The sequence below is a fragment of the Martinezella tropici genome (genome assembly GCF_003287875.1).
GTDB classification, from domain to species: domain Bacteria; phylum Pseudomonadota; class Alphaproteobacteria; order Rhizobiales; family Rhizobiaceae; genus Rhizobium; species Rhizobium tropici_C.
The window spans coordinates 711,875-728,150 of the sequence record NZ_QMKK01000054.1; the positions used below are offsets into that span (position 1 = coordinate 711,875).

Annotated in this window: 14 protein-coding genes; 4 read left to right on the forward strand and 10 right to left on the reverse strand. The window is 60.6% G+C overall.

Going from position 1 to position 16,276, the window contains the following annotated elements:
* Positions 1 to 8: 8 nt before the first annotated feature.
* The 8 genes from DQ393_RS28610 to DQ393_RS28645 all read right to left on the reverse strand — a co-directional run bounded on the left by DQ393_RS28610 (position 9) and on the right by DQ393_RS28645 (position 9,242).
* Entirely contained in the window at positions 9 to 785 is a 777-nt protein-coding gene (locus DQ393_RS28610) for a phosphate/phosphite/phosphonate ABC transporter substrate-binding protein (protein WP_112345042.1), read from the reverse strand.
* A 50-nt stretch (positions 786 to 835) separates the two neighbouring features.
* The gene (locus tag DQ393_RS28615) at positions 836 to 1,840 is read right to left on the reverse strand and encodes an ornithine cyclodeaminase family protein (RefSeq protein WP_112345043.1); all 1,005 of its coding nucleotides are present in this window, start codon (positions 1,838 to 1,840) and stop codon (positions 836 to 838) included.
* A 113-nt stretch (positions 1,841 to 1,953) separates the two neighbouring features.
* Entirely contained in the window at positions 1,954 to 3,471 is a 1,518-nt protein-coding gene (locus DQ393_RS28620; RefSeq protein WP_112345044.1) for an HAL/PAL/TAL family ammonia-lyase, read from the reverse strand.
* Positions 3,472 to 3,765: 294 nt separating this feature from the next.
* Positions 3,766 to 4,512, reverse strand: coding sequence for an ATP-binding cassette domain-containing protein (locus tag DQ393_RS28625; RefSeq protein ID WP_015343065.1), 747 nt, complete (start codon positions 4,510 to 4,512; stop codon positions 3,766 to 3,768).
* A complete protein-coding gene (locus tag DQ393_RS28630; protein WP_112345045.1) occupies positions 4,505 to 5,569 on the reverse strand; it encodes an ABC transporter permease subunit in 1,065 nt (354 codons plus the stop codon). Before DQ393_RS28630 ends, DQ393_RS28625 begins: the two co-directional genes overlap by 8 nt.
* Before the next feature lie 108 nt (positions 5,570 to 5,677).
* Positions 5,678 to 6,667: an ABC transporter substrate-binding protein gene (locus tag DQ393_RS28635; protein WP_112345046.1), complete on the reverse strand. Its 990-nt coding sequence runs from the start codon at positions 6,665 to 6,667 to the stop codon at positions 5,678 to 5,680.
* A 228-nt stretch (positions 6,668 to 6,895) separates the two neighbouring features.
* A complete protein-coding gene (locus DQ393_RS28640) occupies positions 6,896 to 8,308 on the reverse strand; it encodes an ROK family protein (RefSeq protein WP_112345047.1) in 1,413 nt (470 codons plus the stop codon).
* Complete coding sequence (locus tag DQ393_RS28645; protein WP_112345048.1) at positions 8,301 to 9,242, reverse strand: tagatose-bisphosphate aldolase; 942 nt, start codon at positions 9,240 to 9,242, stop codon at positions 8,301 to 8,303. Before DQ393_RS28645 ends, DQ393_RS28640 begins: the two co-directional genes overlap by 8 nt.
* 229 nt (positions 9,243 to 9,471) lie before the next feature.
* On the opposite strand from DQ393_RS28645, the gene DQ393_RS28650 reads away from it, so the two are divergent.
* The 4 genes from DQ393_RS28650 (at position 9,472) to DQ393_RS28665 (ending at position 13,586) form a co-directional block, all read left to right on the forward strand.
* Positions 9,472 to 10,392 carry a sugar-binding transcriptional regulator gene (locus DQ393_RS28650; RefSeq protein ID WP_112345049.1) on the forward strand — a complete coding sequence of 307 codons (921 nt, stop codon included), beginning with the start codon at positions 9,472 to 9,474 and terminating at the stop codon, positions 10,390 to 10,392.
* Positions 10,392 to 11,054 (forward strand): HAD-IA family hydrolase, encoded by a 663-nt coding sequence (locus DQ393_RS28655; RefSeq protein WP_112345050.1) that lies wholly within the window; start codon positions 10,392 to 10,394, stop codon positions 11,052 to 11,054. Before DQ393_RS28650 ends, DQ393_RS28655 begins: the two co-directional genes overlap by 1 nt.
* 207 nt (positions 11,055 to 11,261) lie before the next feature.
* Positions 11,262 to 12,170 (forward strand): TIGR03571 family LLM class oxidoreductase, encoded by a 909-nt coding sequence (locus tag DQ393_RS28660; RefSeq protein WP_210209437.1) that lies wholly within the window; start codon positions 11,262 to 11,264, stop codon positions 12,168 to 12,170.
* Between the two features lie 123 nt (positions 12,171 to 12,293).
* A complete protein-coding gene (locus DQ393_RS28665; protein ID WP_112345052.1) occupies positions 12,294 to 13,586 on the forward strand; it encodes a hemolysin family protein in 1,293 nt (430 codons plus the stop codon).
* A 467-nt stretch (positions 13,587 to 14,053) separates the two neighbouring features.
* Here the strand turns inward: DQ393_RS28665 and DQ393_RS28670 are convergent, their stop codons facing one another.
* Positions 14,054 to 15,037 carry a GGDEF domain-containing protein gene (locus DQ393_RS28670; protein WP_245430478.1) on the reverse strand — a complete coding sequence of 328 codons (984 nt, stop codon included), beginning with the start codon at positions 15,035 to 15,037 and terminating at the stop codon, positions 14,054 to 14,056.
* Between the two features lie 213 nt (positions 15,038 to 15,250).
* Positions 15,251 to 16,165 (reverse strand): DMT family transporter, encoded by a 915-nt coding sequence (locus tag DQ393_RS28675; RefSeq protein ID WP_112345222.1) that lies wholly within the window; start codon positions 16,163 to 16,165, stop codon positions 15,251 to 15,253.
* Positions 16,166 to 16,276 lie beyond the last annotated feature (111 nt).

Here is a 16,276-nt window from a genome sequence, read left to right on the forward strand (position 1 = left end):
TTCGAACTTTACCAAGCCTCGAGAGCTTCATCGACAGAGCGCGCTCGCGCAGGCAGCTGCTCATACGCGGCAATATCCGGTTCCACGAACGCAGCCAGGCCGAGTGACGCAAGGATATCGCGCCCTTCCGGGTCCCGGTGTGCGCCGAGCAGAGCAGCACGAAGCGCAGCAGTGATTTCGGACGTTTGTTGTCGGGAGGCAACCAGCAGAGGGAAGGGCGCGGGCTTTGTCGTGGCGATGACCCGCAACGATGCGATCATGTCTGGCTCATGCATTTCCAGAAGCTGGTAGGCATAGGCATCGATCGCGCCGACATCGACGACGCCTGAGCGGATTGCCTCGATCACGCCACGCGGATTGAGGAGCGGACCGAAAGTCTCGCTCGCCGGCCGTCCGCCGGCAAGTGCCGTAAAGAATTCGCGTGGCGCATTGTAGCCCGACTGCGAGTCCCGCACCGTCCAGCCCCAGCGCGCGGTCACAAGATCGGCCCCTGCAAACGGCCTGTCGCGCGCGGCGACGACGTGACTGGCATAGACCGGCTGGCCGTTTGCCCAATCCGCCAGCGAAACAGGCGCTACAAGCGGCAGCGGACGCTCCGCTTTCGCAAGCCTGGAGAACGGAAAGCCGCACATGAAGACGGCGCCCATATCCGGGCGCGCCCATAGCTCGGAAAGCGGCGCCGGTGCGGCGTGGGCGATGACCTCGAGCCTGACATCAGATCGATCCGCCAGCCAATGAAAGAGGCGGTCCCAAAGCTCCGATATTTTCGGGCTCAGATTGTACATTCGCGAGCAGGCAATGACGGGGGCAGGGGTGAGAGACATCGTCATGCTCGTCACGCAAATCGAAGGCGTTGGCCGAGATTCATGCGCTTTGCTTTTTCGACCATCGCCGCGCCAAGCGCGACATCGGTCGTGCTGAGCCCGCGATGCCAGAAAAGAATGGTCTCGTCATCGCTTTCGCGGCCCGGCTTGGCGCCGCAAACGATCTGGCCGATCTCCGCATGCAGCGTGTCGGCTGTCACTTTGCCCTCGTCGACATGACGGCGCAGCGCGCCGAAGGGGCGACCAGGGCCGCATTGCCCCCAGTCATCGACCACGACCTTGTCCATGATATCGGTCAGGTCGAATTCGAGCGCGCTCATCGTGCCATAAGGCACGACGAAAGCGCCTTTCTTGACCCAAGCAGTCTTGAAGAGCGGCGTCGGCTCCGGCAGGCGGCTCGCCTCGATCATGATATCGGCGCCTTTCAGACAATCCTCCCAATTGTCCGTCACGATGATCTTCTTACCGAGATCCTTTTCCAGCCGTGCGGCGAAGGCATCGCGGCTTTCCGGACGGCGCGAATGCACGCGGATCTCGTCGAAATCGAAGATGTGATCGAGCAGCCGCACGTTCCAATAAGAGGTGCCCCGCGCGCCGATATGGCCGAGAATCCTGCTGTCCTTGCGGGCAAGATGGCGCGCGCCAATGGCGGTGACGGCGCCCGTGCGCATGTCGGTGATCGCGGTCGCATCGATGATGGCTCGCGGCATGCCGGTGTGCGGATCGAACAGATTGAGGACCGCCATTTCCGAGGGCAGGCCCTGCTTGTAATTGTCGACGAAATCGCCGACCACCTTGACGCCGGCATAGCCGAGCGGCTTCACATAACCGCGCAGCACGTTGAAATGCCCCTTGTCGGAACTCTCGGGCACGAGATGAACGCGAGGCTCGATGACGGTCTCGCCGCGCCCTTGCGCATTGAGCGCACTGGTCACGGCGTCAAGAATTTCATCGTTGGAAAGCGCCAGCGCCTTGGCGTCGATGGCATTGAGATAGTCGATCCAGATTTCCTGCATTACCGTTCTCCAGGCCTTGCACCGGCCATGCCGGTCTAACGAATGATCCAAGCCGCATGGGCGACCTGCGAAAAGCAAGGCAACGGGCATGGACCGCCTTGCCGCCATATCGATCAGGAAGCTGTTTCCATCACATCGGCGCTCTTAATGAACTCCGACAACTTCTGAAAATCCGGCCCCTGCGCACGATCCTCCTCCAGCGGAGGAACCAGTTCGCGCACCTTGCGATAGGCGCGCAACGTCCCGCCGCCAAGCTCGCTCACGATGCCGCGCAGATCAACGCCCTGGGCGGATGCGACAAGCTCGATGGCCACGAGATAGCGCAGCCGTTCGATCATGGCTTCTATCTTCGTCAGGACACTCGGCGCCATCGATGCCTGATCCTCGACACCGTCTGCAACCGGGATCGGCGTGAGCGACACCGGAATAGCCAGATGGCGTATCTCGGCTTCGAGCGCCGAGACCGTTTTCTGCACGGTGGCAAAACCCGTTCTGCTCTGCCCAAGCGGCGTCAGGAACCGCGGCAGTTCCGACATGCCTGGTGACATGATCTTCATGGTTCGATAGGCGGCCCCTGCCGCACAATGGGCGATGGCCTGGCCGAGCCGCTCCCAGGCCAGAACGAAGGCTGTCATGTCGAAATTGCCATGCGACAGGATAAGCCCTTCGTCGGCCAGCACGACAGGATTGTCGCCGGAGCTTGCGAGTTCGATCTCGGTCGCGGCGCGCGCATCGCCGATCGCATGGAGGAGGGCGCCCCATACCTGGGGAGCACAGCGATAGCTCAAAGGATCCTGCAGACGCCGCGCCGCACCTTCGATCAAAAGAGAACTTCCGGAAAGCAGCTCCCGCAGTCTCGCCGCCGTCTCGCGCTGGCCGAAGGCCGGCCTGGCCGCCAGTGCCCGGTCGTCGAAGGCAGAGACGTTCGCCCGGAAAGCCTCGAAGTTCAGGGCAACAGCCGCAAGCGACCAATCAAACAGCCGCTCGATATCCTCGATGCAGAGGCAGGCCTTGCCGACCGACAGGCTGTTGGCGACGACAAGGACATGGCCGTCCTTCGGCGCGATCGGCAGAGGTTTCAGGCCAGCCTTCAACAGAGCGTCCAATGCCGGCACGATCGTGCCATCCACTTCTGCCTCGCCATCGCCCAACAAGGCTCGTGCCATATGCGCCAGAGGCGCAAGATCGGCAGCACCGATCGAACCGAGCGATGGCACGACCGGATGAAAGCCCGCATTGAGCGCCTCAACGAGGCCGGCGAAAACCGGAAGCGACACGCCGGAGCCGCCAGCCGCCATGCCGGCAATGCGAGCGGCCATCATCGCCCTCACGGCTTCGCGCGGAAGCGCCGACCCAACTCCTACGGCACGAGCCTGCGGCACGCGCAATTGGAAGGCGATGAGGTCATCCGTGGCGAGGCGAGTATCAACGCCCGCGCCTAACGCTGTCGTCAAACCATAAACAGGCCGGTCGGCCGCCAGGTAGCGTTCAACGATAGCGCGGGCGGCGGCGATCTTGTCTTCGACGTCCTGAGAAATCGCGATCCTGGCGTTGCGTCGCGCGATTGCAGCAATATCGCTCACCGTCGGGGGTGCTCCGGTGAAGGATACGATATTGTCCGTCTTGCTCATTCCTGCCTGCCTCCAAGACGTGCGCTCGGTTTCCCGCAATCTTCGCCAGAACGCTCTTCCAGTCTATATTGGTCATCGAATTAGATAGACATCACGCATAGCACGGCGCATGACCAGCAACAGCCATATGGATTGACGAACACCGCTATCTCATTGCGAGGCAATATTGGGCGCGCGGAAAAGCTCAAGCAGCGCCGAGCGATCAAGCCAAAGGTCCCCTACGCAAGCAAGGTGATAGCGATGACACATCATCGCTATCACCTTGTTTTGAACGAAGCTTGGTTCGGTGACGAGTTAGCCGCCGATCATGAGCCGGACGACTTCCTCGTGATTGGTGTCGGCGATGTTGCGTTCGCCGGCCACGATCCCGCGCCGCAAGACGACGATGCGGTCGGAAACCGCGAAAATATCCTGCAGATTATGCGAGATGAAGATGACGCCGCGCCCCTGCGCCTTCAGCGATTTGATCAGGGCCACGACCTTGCGCTGTTCGGGCACACCGAGTGCGGCCGTCGGTTCGTCCATGACCAGAATGCGGGCATTCCAGTAAACCGCACGTCCGATCGCGACCGCCTGACGCTGACCGCCGGAGAAGTTGCTGACCGGCGCATCGAGCCGCTTCACATGGAAATCGAGCTCCGCCATGGTCTTGCGCGCCGCTTCTGCCATGGCCTTCCGATCGAGAACCGGTAGGAAACCAAAAAGCTTCTTCATCGGTTCGCGCCCAAGGAAGATGTTGGAGCCGATCGTCAGATTGTCGGCAAGCGCCAGATCCTGGTAGATCGTCTCGATGCCTTTCTCGCGCGCATCCTGCGGCGATGAGAAGGTGACCGGCTTGCCTTCGATCAGGATCTCGCCCGCAGTCGGCGGGTAGACGCCGGAGATCGCCTTGATCATCGTCGTCTTGCCCGCACCATTATCGCCGGCAAGTGCCACGACTTCGCCGGGCCGAACGACCATGGAGCAATTGTCGAGGGCACGCACCGCGCCGAAATAGCGCGAGAGATTGCGGACCTCGAGGAGGGGAGTTGCACTATTCATCCTGTTTCGCTCCGCTGAACCGGCGCTGTGCCTGGTCGATGAGCACCGAAATGATGATGACGATGCCGACGGCAATGAACTGCCAGAACGGCTCCACGTTCATGAAGACGAGGCCATACTGGATGACGGCGATGACGAGAGCACCGGCAATGGTGCCGATGATCGTGCCGGACCCGCCGAACAGGCTCGCGCCACCGATGACGACGGCGGCCACGCTATCGAGCAGCAGGGGTTCGCCGGCCTGGGCAGCGCCTGCGGTGAAACGAGCTGCATAAAGCGCACCACCCAGGCCTGCGCAGACAGCAGAGAGGATATAGAGCCGCAGCAGATGGGACTTGATGTCGATGCCGGCGCGGCGCGCGGCCTGCGCATTGGCGCCGATGGCATAATTATGCTGGCCGAAGCGGGTCTGGCTCAGCAGGTAATGCATGATCACCACGAAGACCAGCGTGACGATGACGAGATAGGGCACGCCGTAGAGCCGCCCGTTGCCGAGCTCGGCGAAATAGGAATTCTTGACCGGCACGGTGGTGCCGCCGGCAATCAGGAAGGCCGTGCCCCGGGCCACGCCGAACATGCCAAGCGTGCCGATAAACGGCGGAACTTTGAGACGGGAAATCAGCAGACCGTTGATGAAGCCGGGGACCGCGGCGGCGAGCATGGCAACGAGAATACCGAATACCATCGCTATCGGCAGAGGCATGTAGAGCCCGGCGATATTGGCGATATGCGCCGCAACGACGGCAGCAAGCCCCATGATGAAGCCGGTCGACAGATCGATGCCGCCGGAAATGATAACGAAGGTCTGTCCGATCGCCAGCAGCAGCGGCGCTACGGCGAAGATCGCGACGGACTGCCAGTTGAAGCTCGAGCCGATGAACGTGCCGCCGAAATCGATCCGTGCCCAGATTTCGAAAGTCACGATAAGTCCGGCAAGAAACAGCCACGCGCGCAATTGCGCGATGCGATTTAGGATGGTTTTTGCCTGGTCGCCGTGGTCCGCCTGCGGCGCCACGTGGTGATCCGCCTTGCGGACCTCTGCATTGTCGATTGTCATTGACTGTCCAAACTGAAGCGTTGAAGGCGCGAAGATCACGGCGCCGTTCGCTCTATCATCGTTGGATGATGTGCCTCGCCCTGTGGCGAGGCACAGACTAGCTCCGGATCAATCGGAGTAGATGAACTTCGCGACGTTCTTGTCGGTGACGTTCGATTTGTCGATGACCGTGAAGCCGGTGCCGATCGCCGTCGGGATCGAATTGCCGGTCAGGTGGGCGTAGGCTGCCATCACGCCGAAATAGCCGATTTCAGCCGGATGCTGTGCAATCGCCAGATCGACAAGGCCGGAGTTGATGTTGTCGACGATCGACGTCGGCGCATCGAAGGCGACCACACGGATCTTGCCCGTCTGACCGGCCTGCTGCACGCCGTTTGCGGCACCGAGGGCGGAGAATAGATTGGCCCCGAAGACACCATCGAGATCGGAGTTGCGGGCAAAGACCGCCTGCAACTGCGATGCCGCCTTGTTGGCGTCGTCGTCGTTATACTGCGTCTCCAGAACGGTGATGTTCGGATATTTCTTCATTTCCTCCTTGAAGCCCTGCTCGCGCTGATCCGTAGTCGAGATGCCGGGCTTCACGTTGGAAACGTAGACCTTGCCCTTTTCGCCGACGGCTTTCGCCAGCGCGCGTGCGGCAATCGCACCGCCGAGCAGGTTGTCGGAAGCGATGTAGGACAGCGGAAAATCGGCATCGCCCTTGCCGGTCTGGTAGACGCCGGTGCCGATGAAGGTATCGACGGTGATGACCGGGATACCGGCATCCGCCGCCTTCTTGAGCGGCTGGATCAGCTGATCCTTGTCGGTCGGGGCGATGAGGATCGCGTCTGGCTTCTTGGCGATCACCGCGTCAAGAACCGGAACCTGCGTCACCGGATTGAAATCGGGGCCACCTTGAAACACAAGCGTCGCGCCGATGGCCTTGGCCGCGGCCTCGGCGCCCTTGCGCATGGTGATGTAAAAAGCATCCGTCGTCAGCCCCGGAATAAGGGCAATCGTAAATTTCTTGTCTGCAGCCCTGGCGGTGCCGGCAACAGCTGCAACACCCGTCGCGAGCGATGCCACGGCCGAGGCCTTCAGAAATGAGCGGCGCTCCATAATTTTCCTCCTCTTGAAGCCGAACCTCCCCTGTTCGGCACAGCGATAATCAGTGGGTTACCGCGACGCGTCAAGTAATTTTTTTCTGCAAGGAATTTCTTTTATCCAATTGATATAATTAAGTAATTCAATAGTGGCCGCAATATCATCATCCGCCGGGAGACATAGCGTCGCACGGCGTTCATCATTATTCCGCAGCCGAGCCGTCCATCCGGGCGGCGACCGATATCATTCGCGGTCGAACACGCGCCGAACCCAGGCTAGGATCGCGTCCATGTCCGGCTCTTTGGTCTGGTCGATCGTCATCACGGCACCGCAGCCCATCGGCTCGGCACGATCGGCAAGTACCATCAGCTCGGGCACATATTCGGCACCCGGATGGCCCGGCAACCGATCGTGCAGCCGACTGGCATAACGCTCGCCCGCAACCAATCCCGGCACCTTGCACCAAAGCTCGGCGACATCCCCGACTTTCGCAGCACCGATATAGTTTTCGAGCTGCGCTTTCGGCTGAAAACCGAACCAGGCATCGATGATGAAGGTCGAACCGGCCGGCGCCTCGGCGACGACGGACCAGATCGCTTGATAGCTCGCCTTTCCCAAAGTCCGGTTAAAGTCGCGATCGACCGGTCCGATATGCTGCAGGAACGGATTCTTGATGCCGTCGAGGGACAGGACCGGCCAACCGGTTCGATCGGACAAAGCCTTGGCAAGGCGGCTTTTACCGGAGGCCGGCACGCCGTTGACCAGGACGACCCGCTTTCCTCGTGACGACGGATCGGCAGTAAAAATCGACAGGCCAGCGCCGATGACGCCGGCATCGTCGGCAAGTTTCGCCGGCAATATTGGCGGGCAGAACCAGGGCGCTGTCGCCGGCAGGTCTGCAAGCGCACGCGCAGCGTCGCAGCCGAGCCCGCCACCAAGCAGGATGATTTCGGGATCCATCGTCGCCGCGATGTTGTCGAGCGCCGCCCGCAGAGGATTGGCCCATTGGCGCAAGACGCGCACCGCCGCGCCATTCCCCTCGGCTGCCATGCTGAAAATTTCCCCGATCGTCGCGACAGACAATCCTGCTTCGGCGATATGACGGCGCAATGCCGTTCCGGAACTGAAGGTCTCGACGCAGCCGCGCCTGCCGCAGGGGCAGGGTGGGCCATCCTGAGATACGCAGATGTGACCGAGCTGCCCGGCGGCCCTATGCCCGTGATAAATGCGCCCGGCATGGGCGACAGCGCCGCCGATGCCCGTTCCGATTGTCAACATCGCAACATTTTGAAAGCCCTTGGCGCCGCCGATCCGCATTTCGGCGATCAGCGCCATGCTGCAATCATTCTCGATGACGACGGGCTTTCCAAGTCCCGCCTCGAGCCGCGGCACGAAGTCGAGGCCGGCAAGATTGAGAATACCACCCGACAGGATTTCACGGCTGGCGATATCGACCCGTCCGGGTATGCCGACGCCGACCCCCAGGACTTCGGGAACATCGAGCGCACGCGCCATCGCGATGACGCGCTCCAATGCCAGCGTCGGATCGGTCGGGGTTCGTTCCGACAGCTTGCCAAGAATTTCGCCCTGGGCAGAGACGAGGGCAGCACGAATATTCGTGCCGCCAATATCGACGCCGATGGCAATATCAACCATTGGCGCGTTGCCTCTGGTCAGAATCGTCCGATCCAACCCGTTTGAAGTGTGTCGCGATGACGGCCTGGATTTCACGAAGCCTCGGCACCGCGATCGTCTCCAGTCGATCCTTCGTTACCGTGCGGTCGAGCGAGATGCAGTCCTTCCAAAGCGACCGGCCGGCGATGACGCCGGAAGCGCCGTTGCGCATGGCATCCTCAACCTGGGTGAGGAAGGTTGCGTGGTCGACACCGGCCGACAGCACCGCCCACGGCACGTCGCCCGCAAGACGCGTGACCTCGGCACAAGCTTCCGATGATCCAGGATAGGGGATCTTCAAGACTTTCGCGCCGAGATCGAGGCAAATCTTGCTGCCGCCGACGATCAGAGACGGCAGCTTCGCTCTATAATCGGCCTCGTCTTCGTCATCGAATTTGTACGTCAGGAATTCGACGACAAGCAGAAGATCTTCATGAGCGAAGTCTTCGATGCACTGCTTCAGAATCCGGATGTTATGGACATTCGCCGCTTCCCGATCCGAACGCAGGTAGACCATGATCTTACCGCCGGTTGCCCCCAACTGGCGCACGCGGCGCGCCGAAATGCCGGGGACCAATTTCGACAGACGATAGCCTTCCGGCGAGGTATCCCAACCGGAAGCGTCGAGCCCGATCAGCAGCGCGGTATCGCGCTGGAGGACGCGTTCGTCGACCAGCGCCGGCACGGCGCAGATCGGATCGACCAACACGCAGGACGCCTTGCTTGCCAGGAAGCGGGCTATATCGGCCTTGGTGTTCCCCAGCACCTGGTCGGAGATGGCCGCCTGTTCCGCCGGATCCTTGGCCAGGAGACTGCGCATGCCGCCGCGCTGGTCGCAGGCAATCACCATCATGGCACCATCGCTGCCGCAAATCTGCTGGTAGCCGCGCATCTCCGCTGTCGTCAATTTCGTCATATGATCCTTCCTCCAGCCGCTGAAAAAACGGCACCCGTCCGAGCACGCCTTCACCACTCCCCGAGAGAGGCATGCTCTTGAAATTGAGGGCTCCCATGCGCGGTATAAACGTTGCGAAACCGGCTGTTTTGAGCGATAACTCCCTCAAGTGCCGCATGTGTAACACATTGCAGAAAGGAATTTCAACCTGAATTCATCTCAATCGCAGGAGGCTGCGGCAAATCGCGCTTTGCTGCATACGGTCGCCAAACTGCACTACCAGTCCGACATGTCGCAGGTGGATATCGCCAGGAAGCTCGGCCTATCAACGGCGACGGTTTCCCGATTGCTGCAGCGGGCTCGGGCGGTCGGGATCGTCCGGATCGAAGTGATCGATCTCTCGCCCGCCGAGGATCTGAGCGCTGCGCTGATCGAGGGCCTGAAGCTGCGCGCGGCCGCGGTAATCGATACGCCGTCGTCAAACGTATTGAGCGCGCTTTCCGCACCGGTCGGCTCGCTTCTGCAGCAGGCGGGTCTGCGCTCCGGCTCGACGCTCGGCATCGGTTGGGGAAGGGCGGTACGCGAGGTGACATTGGCGGGCCTGCCGCAATTGCCCGGTATCGTCACGGTCGCGCTGAATGGCGGCATGCAGCAGGCAGCCCCGCACTTTCAGATCAACGAATTCGTCCGCCAGGCGGCAGCCCAGATGGGAGGCGTGCCGCATTTCCTGCATGCGCCCTACATTTCCTCGGCCGAACTCCGGGACGCAATTCTGGGCGACCCTACCGTGCAGCAGGTGACCTCCCTTTGGGACAGGCTGGATGCGGCAATTGTCGGTGTGGGACTGACACATGCGGCAAACCCTTCCGAAACGGCGTTGCCGGGAGAAAAGGCCTTGAGCCACGCGGCCGGAGACGTGCTGCGCCACTATGTTACCGAGACCGGCGAAATCCTGCATTGGGATGGAGAGGAGGGCATGATCGCAGCCTCGCCCGAACAATTGCGCAAGGTGCCGCTCTGTATTGCGGTCGCGGCGACCCCCGGCAAGGCAAGCGGCATCATCGGCGCGGCACGGTCGGGAATGATCAATGCGCTGGTGACGGACGCCAATACCGCGCAGGCCATTCTTGATCGTCTGTCATCCAATCAGAAAGCCGAGGATCGATCCTGATGTCTTTCGACGGCCGCTCCTTTGGCGCCTTCCTGTTCGACATGGACGGAACCGTCCTGAATTCGATTGCGGTCGCCGAACGGGTCTGGACCGCATGGGCGGAAAAACGCGGCATCGACGCCGTCAGTCTTCTGGCGACCGTTCACGGCCGCAAGGCGATCGAGACGATCACCCGGCTCAACCTGTCGGGGATCGACCCTGCCGAAGAAGTGAGGGTACTCACACAAGCCGAAATCGATGATGTCGCCGGCGTGGAGCCGATCGCGGGCGCCATCGCCTTTCTGAAAAACCTGCCATCGGATCGCTGGGCGATCGTCACTTCCGCGCCGCGGGAGTTGGCTAGAGTTCGCCTTGAGGCGGCCGGTATTCCCCGCCCACCGGTTCTGATTGCCGGGGAGGATGTGCACAATGGCAAGCCGGCGCCGGATTGCTTCATTCTGGCTGCAAGGATATTGGGGCAACCCATTGAAGATTGTCTTGTTTTTGAGGATGCACCTGCCGGCATAGAGGCAGCGGAGGCCTCAGGCGCTTCCGTGCTCGTCATCAGCGCCACCCATCGGGCGCCATTGCTCACGCGGCATCCGAGCATCGAAAGCTACGACCGCCTCGCTCTGGATATCGGCTCGGGCGGCGCTCTGCATCTGACGGGAAAGCTCACCTGAGTTCGACAGCGATCTGTTTCAGGCAGGCCCTGAGTTGCCGGCACAGCCTCTCATCGGAAATGCTATTTGCAAGCCGCATGATCCCCTTCCTCGGGCGGATTATGCCAGGCGAACATCACATCACTCCACGCAGCTCGACGTAAGCCCTTTTTCCCGAGGGTAGGTCGCCTTATCTCCATGCCAGAGGCAATAGGATCCAGGCGTAACGTGGTTTTTCATCCAGATCGGCTTTCATTCGGCATTGTCCTGCCGGCGCAGAAAAGAACCCTTACCGACGTGCGGTTCGATGATCAGCTCGGTGTTGCCGTTCAAGCGGACGTATTGGGTTTCGATGCCTTGTGGGTGAGGGACGTTCCCCTCAACAGCGAAAGCTATCCCGATCCGATCGGTCACGCCGATCCATGGGTTTTCCTCGGGGCGCTGGCGGCCTCCACATCCAGGATCGCCCTGGCAACGGGCGCGATCGTGCTGCCTCTGCGCCATCCGCTCCATATCGCCAAGGCCGCCCTTTCGATGGCATCCCTCTCGAAAGGACGATTCATCCTCGGTCTCGGCTCCGGAGACAGGCCGACCGAATACAGCGTGTTCGGAAAAGATATCGAAAACCGCAAGACGCTCTTCCAATCGCATTGGGAGCGTCTCGCCGCCGCTCTCAGCCCGGATCAGCAGATAATCGACGACGACGGTCGCCCGCGGGAAGAATTCGCCATAAGGCCCCACCTGCAGCAAGCGTCCGTTCCGATGGTGGCTGTGGGCTCATCGTCGCAATCCCTCGAATGGATCGCCAGGCATGCAACGGCCTGGATGACCTACTACCGCCCGCTATCGGTTCAGAAAGACCGGCTGGGGCTCTGGCATAATGCTCAGACAAAAGTCGCTACCGATTTCCGCGGCTTCGGCCAATCGATGGTTTTGGATCTGCTCGACAAATCCGACGCGCCGTATGAGGAGGTCAATCTCGGCGGCAGAACCGGCAGGCGGGGCCTGATCGAGACGCTATCGGCAATGCGCGAAGCCGGCATTCATCACGTCGCCTTCAACCTCATCGCACAGGGCAGGCCGCCCGGCGATGTCATGGAGGAGCTTGCTGCGGATATCCTGCCGGCCATGCGCTAGGGTCAGCGAATTGCTCTTGATGGTAGTGCCGAAGATAGGTGGCAATGGAAATCATGTCTATCGGATGCTGGCTTTCGCGGCCGCTGGTACCTATCTTTCCGAAGAAACCAAAAAGGGCCGCCTTTGCTTCTTGAAATTTCGATCGTTGTCGTTCTCACCCTCCTCAACGGCGTGCTTGCCATGTCGGAACTGGCGATCGTATCGTCACGGCCCGCCCGACTTAAGGTCCTTTCGGATCAAGGCAGCCGCGGCGCCGCAATGGCAATAAGGCTTTCCGAAGAGCCGGGCCGCTTTCTGTCCACGGTACAGATCGGCATTACGCTCGTCGGTGTCCTGTCCGGCGCCTTTTCGGGCGCCACCCTGGGCGCCCGGCTGTCGGGATGGCTTGCCGCGCAGGGCCTATCGACCGCGGTTGCCGATACCATCGGCGTCGGTTCCGTTGTCGTCGCCATCACCTACCTATCACTGATCATCGGAGAACTGGTGCCCAAGCAGGTGGCACTTCGGGCGCCTGAAGCCGTTGCCAGCAAGGTTGCCCCGGCCATGGTGTTCCTTTCTCGTGCGGCAGCACCGCTCGTCTGGCTTCTCGACATGTCGGGGAGGCTGGTCCTTCGCGCGCTCGGTCAGTCCGGCAAAGCCGCGGACGGCGTCAGCGACGAAGAAATCAAGACGGTTCTGGCCGAAGCGCAGAGCGCCGGCGTCATCGCGACGGAAGAACAGGCGATGATCTCGGGCGTCATGCGATTGGCCGACCGAACTGCCAGGGCGCTGATGACGCCGCGCCGCGATGTAGAGGTCATCGATATAGAAGACAGTTTCGATGAGATCCGCGAGCAGCTTCGCCGCACTGAAAAGGCGCGGCTGCCGTTGCGAAAGGACAGTTCCGACGAGATCGTCGGCGTTTTGACGACGCGTGACTTCTTCGATGCGCTGGCCTCCGGTGGCGCTGCCGATATTCCGGCGTTGGCGAAGCAGGTGCCGATCGTCTCGGATCTTTCCGGCGCGCTTGACGTTGTCAAGGCGCTGCGCGGCTCATCGTCGCACATGGTACTGGTCTACGACGAATATGGCCACTTCGAAGGCGTCATTACCTCGCGCGATATTCTCGAAGCCATTCTCGGAGCAGTGCGGGAAGAAGCCGATGCCGGCGGCGAACAGGCCATCGTCCGCCGTCATGATGGCAGCTATCTCGTGTCCGGATGGATGCCCATCGATGAATTCGCCGATTTCATGGATTTCAAGATCGAGGGCGATCGCGACTATCAGACCGTCGCAGGCTTCGTGCTGCAGGAACTGCGCCATCTTCCAGACGTTGGCGAAAGCTTCGCAAAAGACGGATGGCATTTCGAGGTGGTGGACCTCGACGGTCGCCGGATCGACAAGCTTCTGGTGAGTGCAGACAGCGTTGATCGGTAAGCCGATTATTGAAGCTTTATAGATGCTTTGCGCATGGACTGTCGATATCCGGCGGCAGGAAGTTCAGTTCCATAATGTATGTTATCTGTTATACAATCACAGATTGTCCAAGCAATAATTCACAACCGCTGGCGATGTCGATATGCGGCAAAGTCCCGGCAGATCAGTTGACGTCGTGAAGCAATGTCGCAACGGGTTTCTGCGATGGCGCGGGAGCTTCATGTCGGGCTGAAATCGCGGATGTGAGAACAGCGATGATTGCTACGGCTATATAAGTGCTTGTCCCTTTCGTCTTGCGGTCAGATACGCAGTGCCTTGTCGATTCAAGCGGTCGTGAATGTTCAGACATCTTGGTCCTTTGTTTTGGAAGGCAGGAATTTAGGTGATCAGCGCTGCCTAATGAACCACCAGAATCGCGTGCCTCCCTTGCAAAAGGCGAATACCAAGTGTCCGAACACGCCTTGAGGTCATCCAGCGGATTTGAATGGCCGCGGCTCGTCCATGGCTGAGCATTGAGGGACAAGGCGAGCCCGACCCTGGGTCTTGGCCCGATACATGGCCTTATCGGCCTCCTCGTAGAGCGAGGCCGGCGTCGTTCCCGGCACTGCCCAAGCGATACCGACGGACGCGCCGAGGATGATTCCGTCACGAGCGTCCCACAGCATTTCCTGCGCAATACGGCTGGCAGCATGCTCGACATCCCCCACGGAGGCTCCGGTATAGATTACGGCGAACTCGTCGCCTCCGATTCTTGCCACCAGATCGGCGTGCTCGGCTGCGCCGGTCAGACGCCTTGCTGCCTCTACCAGGCAAGTATCTCCCATTCGGTGGCCCAGAGTATCGTTGACGCGCTTAAACCCATCGAGATCTATCAGCAGAAGAGCTGTGTTGGTGGCCGATCCCAATCCGCAAAGCATGTCGAGGCGTTCATGAAACCTGAACCTGTTAGGCAGTCCGGTCAGGTGATCAAAGTCTGCCCGGCGGCGAATCTCGTGCAGCATCATGACTTCTGCCGTGACGTCCTGCTTCAGGCCAAAGATGCGGACGGGAATGTCATCCTCGCATTCGACCGTCGCCGTGATCCTGATCCAGCGTCGATTGCCTTTGCAGGTGACGATCTCGGCATCGAGTGAGAAGCTGCCGCGCTGTTCGATGGCTGCATTTCGAAGCCGCGCAAGCTCCCTGGCTGCATCCGGCGAATAGAGCGCGACGATGTCATCGCGGACCAGGGGTGTTCCCGGTTGAAGATCGAACAGTTCGTAGACCATGTCCGTCCAGGAGAGCCGTTCATCCGGAAGGCTGCACTCCCACACTCCGATCCTGGCGGCCTTGGAACAGCGGTCGAAAACCTTTTTCAGATGGTGCACATCGTATGACGGATCGAGGCGATCGATGCCTGGTACATCGGGGTGGCTCCGCACTCTTCTCATCAGGGACGACAGCAGGCTCATATTCCCCGTTCCAGTCGTTGGCTTCCATAGGCTGCCACGGATTTGTTGACGCGCGGTTTATCGTAACGGGGGATGGACACGAATCCTAGTGGCTGGATCCAGCCTCCCCTCTCCTCTGTCTGGCAGATCCCTACAAATCCCTGCGGCGCCTTTCCGAGGCAGGCGCGCTGCCATATGGCTGAGACATCACCAAGATGGCGAGACGTATCGGCCTCAGTGCCCATCCCGCGCTATCGCGTCCTTCGGGATCGTGTCGACCAGATTCTTCCGATGGAAAATGAAGAGCCCGGCGAGCACGATGACGACAGATCCAATGATGATCTGAGCATCCGGAATATCGCCGAAGAAAACAAAGCCCAGTATGATCGCCCAAAGGAGAAGACTGTACTGCAGCGGGGCCAGCAGCGAAGCCGGAGCAAGCTTCAACGATCGTGTAATCATCAAGTGTGCGCTGCCGGCAACGACTCCGAGCGCCAGCATGGCGCCGAAATCGAGTGCCGATGCCGCGCGCCAATTGCCGATGCTGAGCGTCAGACCGGCCGCAAGGGCGCCAACCGTCTGCCAGGCGACGAGCGTGGCATCGCTCGTCTGCCGCAGTCGCCGCCCGAGCACAAGCGTCATCGCGAATGCGAGACTGCCGCCGAGGCCGAAAAGCGATGGCCAGGAAAACATGGCCGCCGAAGGTCTGAGGGCAATCAATACCCCGAGGAAGCCGGCGAAAACGGCCAGCCAGCGCCGCCAGCCGATCTTCTCATCCAGGAAGAAATGCGAGATGGCGGCGACATAGATGGGACCGGCCATATAGAAAGTCATGACATCGGCAAGCGGCAGATAGGCGACGGCGGCGTAGAAAAGGCCGACATCGAGCGTTGTCATAGCCACCCGCAAGAGCTGCAGCGGCGGTTGCTCGAGGCGAAAGAGCGCGTCGCTGCCCTGCCGTGCAATCATGGGTGCCAGGACGATAAACGAGCCGAACGAGCGGATGACCAGAATCTGCCCGACGGAGAAACTCGCAACCAACCACTTGCCCATGGCATCGTTCAGCGAAAACATGAAATCGCCGATGAGCATCAGAAGCATGCCGGCAAGCACGAGATTGCCATTCGCCGCAGCCTTGCGAACGTTCATGTCTTTCATCCTTGCGAATCCTGTATTTCCTCCGCCTCGGCTTTAGCGGCTTTCGTCCCTGCTCCGCAAGGAACCGACACACGTCAAGCTGAATAAGATCGGCATCCGGCG